At 69.7% G+C, this 7,931-nt stretch carries 7 protein-coding genes; 3 read left to right on the forward strand and 4 right to left on the reverse strand.

The window, feature by feature from the left end; all coding sequences use genetic code 11:
• Positions 1 to 6: 6 nt before the first annotated feature.
• Positions 7 to 1,116, reverse strand: a complete 1,110-nt coding sequence (locus JHN63_RS26380; RefSeq protein ID WP_200685053.1) for a serine hydrolase — start codon at positions 1,114 to 1,116, stop codon at positions 7 to 9.
• 236 nt (positions 1,117 to 1,352) lie between these two features.
• Between JHN63_RS26380 and JHN63_RS26385 the strand changes: the two genes are divergently transcribed.
• The gene (locus JHN63_RS26385; protein ID WP_200685055.1) at positions 1,353 to 1,535 is read left to right on the forward strand and encodes a hypothetical protein; all 183 of its coding nucleotides are present in this window, start codon (positions 1,353 to 1,355) and stop codon (positions 1,533 to 1,535) included.
• Positions 1,536 to 1,607: 72 nt separating this feature from the next.
• Here JHN63_RS26385 and JHN63_RS26390 read toward each other — a convergent pair whose 3' ends face one another.
• Both JHN63_RS26390 and JHN63_RS26395 read right to left on the reverse strand, forming a co-directional pair.
• Positions 1,608 to 4,169, reverse strand: coding sequence for an ABC transporter permease (locus JHN63_RS26390; RefSeq protein WP_200685057.1), 2,562 nt, complete (start codon positions 4,167 to 4,169; stop codon positions 1,608 to 1,610).
• Between the two features lie 16 nt (positions 4,170 to 4,185).
• Positions 4,186 to 5,013 carry an ABC transporter ATP-binding protein gene (locus tag JHN63_RS26395; protein WP_200685059.1) on the reverse strand — a complete coding sequence of 276 codons (828 nt, stop codon included), beginning with the start codon at positions 5,011 to 5,013 and terminating at the stop codon, positions 4,186 to 4,188.
• A gap of 50 nt (positions 5,014 to 5,063) precedes the next feature.
• Between JHN63_RS26395 and JHN63_RS26400 the strand changes: the two genes are divergently transcribed.
• Both JHN63_RS26400 and JHN63_RS26405 read left to right on the forward strand, forming a co-directional pair.
• Entirely contained in the window at positions 5,064 to 6,212 is a 1,149-nt protein-coding gene (locus JHN63_RS26400) for a sensor histidine kinase (RefSeq protein WP_200685061.1), read from the forward strand.
• A complete protein-coding gene (locus tag JHN63_RS26405) occupies positions 6,209 to 6,856 on the forward strand; it encodes a response regulator transcription factor (protein WP_200685063.1) in 648 nt (215 codons plus the stop codon). Before JHN63_RS26400 ends, JHN63_RS26405 begins: the two co-directional genes overlap by 4 nt.
• A gap of 188 nt (positions 6,857 to 7,044) precedes the next feature.
• On the opposite strand, the gene JHN63_RS54010 is transcribed toward JHN63_RS26405, so the two are convergent.
• A complete protein-coding gene (locus JHN63_RS54010; protein WP_267953807.1) occupies positions 7,045 to 7,176 on the reverse strand; it encodes a hypothetical protein in 132 nt (43 codons plus the stop codon).
• Between the last annotated feature and the right edge of the window lie 755 nt (positions 7,177 to 7,931).

Raw genomic sequence — 7,931 nt, forward strand, 5'->3', positions numbered from 1 at the left:
TGGCGCCTACGAGGGGCAGAGGGCAGCGGTCATCAGGGCAAGGGCCGCGGGGCTGGCATCGGTGTCGGTGCCCCAGTCGGTCCAGTCCACGGTGACTTGGCGGGTGCCGTCGAGTGTGTGGAAGGAGATGGTGCGGTAGCCGGGAGTGCCGCCGCCGTGGCCCACGATGGTGCCGCAGGGGAGCGTGGCCATCTCCAGGCCGAGGCCCCAGCCGGCTCCGCTGGTGTCGGAAGTCATCTCGCGCAGCTCCGCCGGGCGCAGGAGGCCGCCGCCGAGCAGCGAACGGAAGAAGCGGTCGAGGTCGGCGGTGCTGGAGATGATCTCGCCGGAAGCACCGGCGACGGACATGTTCACGGTGGTGTAGTCGACCGGGACAACTGTCCCATCCCCCTTCTCCACCGGCTCGTAGCCGTGCGAGTGGGGCCCGGTGAGGAAGGGAGAGGAGCCCGGTAGGCGGGTGTCCCGGAGTCCGAGGGGCCGGATGATGCGCCGGTCGATCTCGGTGCGGTACGAGTGGCTGGTGACCTTTTCGACGATCATGCCGAGCACGATGTAGTCCGTGTTGGAGTAGTGGTGATCGGTGCCTGGCGGGAACAGCAGAGGGCGGTCCCGGGCGCCGTCCTTGACGGCCCGTCGGACCAGCTCGGCGGCGGTCCAGGTGCGGAAGCGGTCGCGGGGGGCGTCGCCGTCGAGCAGTCCGTCGGTGTACTCAGGCAGGCCGCTCGCGTGCTGCAGTAGGTTCCGTACCGTGATCCTGTCGCCTCCGGGGGCGGGGACCAGGCCGGGGAGCCACCGCTCGGCGGTGTCGGACAGGCGCAGCCGTCCCTCACCCACCAGTTGGAGCATCACGGTGGCGGTGAACGTCTTGGTGATGCTTCCGGCGCGGAAGCGGCCGTCGACGGGCGCGGGCTGCTGGCCGCTGAGCCGCGACTTGCCGCTGCTGCCGCGCCATACGGCGTCACCCTGGCGGACCTCGGCGACCGCGCCGATCGCTCCGGTTGCCGTCACCTGGTCCAGCGCCGCCTGCAACGCGGCTGCGTCCGGTGCCGCGCCGGGCGGTGCGGCGACCGCGCTGCCCGCCGCAGGAACCAGCGCGCACACCGTCAGCAGTGCCAACGCCCCGCATCGTGAGCCCCTCATCGTTCTCCCGCCCTCACTGTTCCCGTGGTCCCCGTCGTACTGGCGTGGACGATGCTGCCCGTCCACGCCAGTACGACGAATCCGCCCGGGGAACGAAGGGGTTTCCCGGAAATAAGTGCCGCCCGCCCCGACGCCGGGATCAGGGGCTCCCCTGGGGAGAGCACACTGAACTGGCGACCTCGATTCATCGACCGTCGCGTATTGCCCGGTGAGTGTGGACCTCCCCGGCGGCGCTGCGGGCATTCTCCGGCGCGGTGTCGGCCGCGGCCGACACCGCGCCGGATGCCCTCCTCATGGACCGGGGAGACGCCATGCCCGCGGATTTCTTCGACGTGGATCGTGCGCCGGGCCTGATCGGCAAGTTCCTCGATGACATCGAGTCGGTGGGATCTTGACCTGAGCACTTTGGATGGGATAACGGCTCTACTAGCCACCGCGAAGGCATCGCTCCGGGCCGTCCTCGTGCGTCAGTCCGTTCTGATGCTGTCCAGCACGTTCAGCCTCGCGGCCCGTCGGGCCGGCCACAGCGCCGCCAGCAGACCCACCAGGGCCGCACCGGCGATGTACGCGGCGAGCTGCGCGTACGGCAGGACGGTCGTGAGTCCGGTCATCGCGCTGCTCAGCAGCCGTACGCCGGCCCAGGCCACGAAGCTGCCGATGGGGATGCCCAGTGCTGCGCCGAAGGACGCGATCAGGACCGACTCCAGGCGGACCATCCGCCGCACCGCACTGCGGGACAGTCCGACCGCTCTGAGCATGCCTATCTCGCGCTTCCGCTCCAGTACGGCCATGGCAAGGGTGTTGACGACGCCCAGGGCCGCAATGATCACGGACAGGGCGAGCAGCGCGTACATGGCGTCCAGCAGCAGGTTGATCTGCGAACTGTAGTGGTCCCGCATCTGCTGCTTGGTACGGACGTTGATGAGCGGGTTGTCGCCGGTGGAATCCTTGAGCGCCTGTTGCAGTGACGCGGTGGCCCCGGTGGCCCCCTTGACCAGGACCGTGCTGTAGAACGGCGCGGTGGTGTGCGGGCTCAGCACCGACCGGCTCATCAGCACGGATCCGAGTACCTCGCTGTTCTGGTAGACCCCGCCGACCGTCAACCGGCCGCTGCTGCCGTCCGGATAGGTCACCGGGACCGTACTGCCGACGGCCCAGTCGTCGTTGACCACGTGGTCCTGGTCGACCAGGATCTCGCCGCGCCGGAGGGCCGTGGTGGAGCCGGCGACCATGTTCGGGGCGATCAGCTGGTCGAAGCTCTTCGCGTCGACGCCGGTGACGGGAAGGTCCTTGCCGCCCGAACGGAGGCGCTGGTCGTCCAGCGCGCTGTACGCGGCCACGCCCGGGGTCCTGGCGATCTCGGGCAGCAGCGTCGGAGCGACCGGCAGACTGAGCAGCGCACTGACCGCGTAGTCGGCCCTCATGTTCTGGGTGACCTGCTTGTCGATGGCGTGGGTGACGGACGCGCCGAGGACCGTCAACGCGCTGATCAAGGTGATACCGACGGTGAGTGCCGAGGCGGTAGCGGCGGTGCGCCGCGGGTTGCGCGCCGCGTTCTGCCGGGCCAGTGTGCCGGAGATCCCGAACAGCCGGGTGCAGAGCGGGCCGGCCAGGGCGATCGCCGGCCGGGCCAGTGCGGGGGTGAGAACGAACACTCCGACCAGCGTGCTCACCGCACCACCCGCGACCAGCAGGTTACCGGCCGAGCCACCCCTGGCGGCCCCCCAGAGGACCAGTGCCAGGCCGACTCCGGCCAGGGCGACGCCGATGCTGTTGCGAACGACGAGGCTTTTGCGGGTGGCCGGGGTGTCGATGCCGCGCATCGCGGCGACCGGGGCCACGCGGGAGGCACTCAGACCGGGCAGCAGCGCAGCGAGGGCGGTGACCATTGTCCCGGTGAGCAGGGTGACGAGAACAGTGGTGGGCGACACGACCAGCGTGCTGGTGGAGACCTGGCTGCCCATGGAGCCCATGAGGCCCTGGAGCGCGACACCGATGCCGATGCCCGTGACCAGGCCGGCCACCGAGGCGCCGACACCCACGAGCAGGGCTTCCAGCAGCACCGAAGTGGTGATCTGGCGGCGACTGGCTCCGATGGCCCGCAGCAGTGCCAACTCACGGGTGCGCTGTGCGATCAGCATGGTGAATGTGTTGGCGATGAGGAAGACGCCGACGAACAGGGCGATCCCGGCGAAGGCCAGCAGTACGTTCCGCATCCCGGACATGCCGCTCCGCGCCTTTGCCGCCGTGTCCGCGTCGAGCCGGGCGCCGGTCTTCACCGTGATGTTCTTGCTGTGCGGGACGACCGGCAGGATTTCGCCGCGCAGCTCGTTCTGGCTGGTGCCGGGTGTCGGGACGACCTGGATGCTGTCGTACTGGCCCGGCTCGAGGTAGAGGCGCTGCGCGGTGGCGGTGTCGAAAAGGACGAGTGAGCCGCCGGCCCTGACCTGCGGGTCGTCGGTGGTGAAGATGCCGGTGACCGTCATCTCCAGCACCGGCCCGTTGACGGCCGTCCGCACGGTGTCGCCGATCTTGAAGCCGTTGTCGCTCGCGGTCCTTCGATCGATGGCGATCATGCTTGCCGAGGTGGGTCCGGTGCCCTGTGCCATCGGGTACTCGGGGTCCCGTCCGCCCGTGGCGGGAACCCAGTTGGCGCCCTGGGTGTTGCCGCGGCTGCCGATGAGGTCGCCGTGTGGGTCGGAGAGCCCAGCGAAGCCGGTGACGGTGCCGCGTGCCGAACGCGTTCCCGGCAGAGCGGCGATCCTGCGCACCGTGGACTCGGTCAGCGGGCTCCGGGCGCCGGTGTGCTGCCCGGCCCCCGAGTCCGTCTCCGTGCTCACGGCGGTGTCGGTGACCTGGACCGAGGTCCGTGAGGAGCTGTCGGAGACGCTGTCCTTGACGGACTGCCCGATCGTGTCGGAGAAGATCAGGGTTCCAGCGACGAAAGCGGTGCCGAGGAGCACAGCCAGCATCGTCATCAGCAGACGGCCTTTGTGGGCCCGCACATTGCGAAGCGCGGTGCGATACATGGTGGTCGGCTCCTCTTCAGCTGGTGCGGGCCACGGCGTCAAGACGACGCATGCGGTCCAGGACGCTGTCCGCGGTCGGGGCCCCCAGGTCGTCGACGATGCGGCCGTCCGCGAGGAACACCACGCGGTCCGCGTACGAGGCGGCGATCGGGTCGTGGGTGACCATCACCACGGTCTGTCCGAGATCGCGCACGCAGTCGCGGAGGAAGGCGAGGATCCGCGCTCCGGAACGCGAGTCCAGGTTGCCGGTGGGCTCGTCGGCGAAAATGATCTCCGGTTGGGAGGCCAGGGCACGGGCGCAGGCCACCCGCTGCTGCTGGCCGCCCGAGAGCTGGGACGGTCGGTGGCCGAGGCGGTCGGCCAGGCCGACGGCTGCCACCACCCGGTCCAGCCATGCATGGTCGGGCTTTCGTCCGGCGATGGCCAGGGGAAGAGTGATGTTCTCCAGCGCGGTGAGCGTCGCCAGCAGGTTGAACGACTGGAAGACGAACCCGATTCGGTCCCGGCGCATCGTGGTGAGCCGCTTGTCGTCGAGGCCACCCAGTTCGGTGCCGCCGATCCGGGCCGAGCCCGCGGTGACCGGTTCCAGGCCGGCCATGCAGTGCATCAGGGTGGACTTGCCGGAGCCGGACGGACCCATGATGGCGGTGAACTGCCCCCGCAGAAACTCGACACCGAGGTTGTCCAGGGCGGTGACGTGGGTCCCGCCCTCGCCGTAGATCTTGCTGAGGCCGACAGCGGACGCTGCCGCTGTGAGGGAATCGTGGATCACCGGGCTTCTCCAGTCGTCAGGGGCTCTCAAGGTGACGGGCGTGCGGCACCCGGCGCATCTGCCTGGAGGCATACGCCGCAGGGCCGATGCCCCCGCCCTCCCCGCGCGCCTACGCTCAAGCCATGCGTCCTGATCCGCGCCCCCCGCTGACGGCCCGGCTACGGCCGGGACACCGGCACGCGCTGGAGCTCACGGGTTCCACCGCGTACGGCCTGTCGGCCTGGGCTCTGCCCGCCCACGGCACCGGCCTCCGGCTCGTGGCGGCAGCCGCCGCGGCCGTACTGCTCACCGCGGCATGGGCGGTCGGCCGGCACTGTCCGCTCGCCGCCTTCGGCGCGGCATTGTCGGCCTTGTGGCTGGCCCCGCTGGCCGAGGTCCCGCCGGGTGGGACGCTGGGATTCCTGACGTTGGGGCCGATGGCGTGGGTGCTGTACCTCGTGGCCACCGGCTGCCGCATCCGCACGGCGGCGGTCGTGCTCGCGCTCTCCCTCTCCGGTGCGGTGGCCACCGCGCTGCCGGACTTCACGCACCGCGGCGGGATCATCCCCTTCGGGCTGGTCTTCGTCACCGCCTGGACGACCGGCTACGCGGTTCGGCAACAACGCGGGTACGCGCGGGAACTGCTCGCGCAGACCATCGCCCAGGAACGGTTGCGGATCGCCCGGGAGCTGCACGATGTGGTGGCCCACGGCATGAGCGTGATCACCGTCCAGGCGGGCTACGGCCACCTGGTGATCGACGACCGGCCCGACCGGGCCCGCGCCGCGCTCGACGTCATCGCGACCACAGGCCGCGCGACAACCACCGAGATGCGGCGGCTGCTCGGCGTTCTGCGTACGGAGGACACCGCCCCCGTGCTCGCACCGGCCCCCGGGCTGGCCGACCTGGACCGGTTGCTGGCATCGACGGCCGAAGCGGGCGTACAGGTCGAGCTGGTGATCACCGGCAACCCTCGCGCCCTGCCCGTCGGGATCGACACATCGGCGTACCGCATCGTCCAGGAGGCCCTCACCAACGTGGTGAAGCACGCCAGAACCTCCCGCGCCCGCGCCCGTATCGGCTACGGGTCTGACGAACTGCTCATCGAGATCACCGACCAGGGACAGGGCCGCCCGGGCCACATGGGACCAGGCCATGGCCTCATCGGCATGCGGGAACGGGCCACCATGTGCGGGGGCGACTTCCGGGCCGGACCGGTGCCCGGGGGCGGTTTCCAGGTCAGCGTCCAACTGCCGCTCACCGCCCCGGACTCCACCGGAAGCCACGCATGACGGTCCGCGTCGTCGTGGCCGACGACCAAGCCCTGGTACGCGCCGGCCTGTGCGGCATCATCGGCACCGCACCGGACCTGGCAGTGGTCGGCGAGGCGGCCACCGGCACCGAAGCAGTCGCCCTCGCTTGCGACACACACCCCGACGTCGTCCTCATGGACGTCCGGATGCCCGACATGGACGGCATCGAGGCCAGCAGACTCATCACGAACACAGGCACCGTACGGGTCCTCATGCTCACCACCTTCGACCTGGACGAATATGTCTACGGTGCGCTACGCGCCGGAGCCAGCGGCTTCCTGCTCAAAGACGCCCCGCCGGCGGATCTGCTCGCCGCCATCCGCGTGGTCGCCGCCGGCGACGCACTGCTCGCCCCGGGCATCACCAGGCGGCTGATCAAGGAGTTCGCCACCCGGTCCGCCCCCGCACCCACGATGCCGACAGGCATCACCAAACGCGAACGCGAAGTCCTTGTCCTGGTCGCCGAGGGCCTGTCCAACTCCGAGATCGCCAAGCGCCTGCACATCACCCAGGGAACCGCCAAGACCCACGTGGGACACCTCCTGACCAAACTCGGGGCCCGCGACCGTGTGCAATTGGCGGTCCTCGCCCACCGCACCGGCCTGGCTGACGGGAGCTCATAGGGCAAGGGCTGCCATGGGGTGGCACCACACCACCGACCAAACCGGCAGATCATGGGGCAGGCAACGGCACCGTCTCCAGGCCGTGATCATCGGCTCGATCAACGCGCCAATCTGCCACAGGTCACGATCATGCCCACCGGCCCACCGGCCCACCGGCCTGCTGGCCTGTGCTTTCTCTATGGCTCCGGTCACGTCAGCGACGACACGTATTCGGAGCAGTTCTCGCCGGCGAGTATGGCCCAGCGTTCGGCTGTGTTGGGGTGGATGCCGAGCAGGTCGGCGATGACCATGGGCGGCAGGTCGGCAGGGGCGTCCATCATGGCGGTATTCCGAGCTGCGCGGGCGGGCAGACCGTGGTGTCTCAAGGTGTCAGCGAGACCGAGGGGGTTACGCGGGCGTCCAGGGCTTTGTCCGGGCAAGAGGTACCTGCGTCCGGCCGTGGTGCTGTGCCGCGGCGTGCTGTGTAGGAGCTGGTCGTCCATGAGGCGGGCGAGCCTCGGCGGAAGGTCGAAGGGGTGCTGGTTGACCGCCAGGTAGGTGTGCTCCTGGTCCCGGCTGATGTGGTCTTCGGTGAGCTCGACTGTGCACGTCAGGGAAATTGCATAGAGACGGACGAGAGCAGCCGCGACGCGGTGTCGTTGAAACAGCGCAACAGCTCGTTTCGGGCATCGTCCTCGGTTTGGAAGTAGCCGGGGAATTGCGAGGCTGGGTGCTCGATGACCAGATCGGGCGGGCAGAGACGTCGTGCGGTACTCCAACGGAGGAAGGGGATGGAACGGGAGCGCAGCGTTGGCCTGTCGATCGTCCAGATGTCCAGATGTCCAGATGTCGCTGTTGAAGTCCGCTGAGGCTTATGTGCTGCCCGCCACCTGGCCGAGACCGGGTGGCACGACGACCTGCTGGAGATGATCGCCAGGACGCCCGAGGACGCGATCCTGGCGAACCGGATCATGCTTCTACCCGAACTGCCTTCCTGGACCAGCGCCCGGGTCGCCCTGGTCGGGGACGCGGCCCACGGCCTGTCCCCGCACATCGCCGCCGGCGGCACCCTCGGCGTCGAGGACGCCGGGGTCCT

Source organism: Streptomyces sp. MBT65 (assembly GCF_016612545.1).
In the GTDB taxonomy this organism is placed as follows: domain Bacteria; phylum Actinomycetota; class Actinomycetes; order Streptomycetales; family Streptomycetaceae; genus Streptomyces.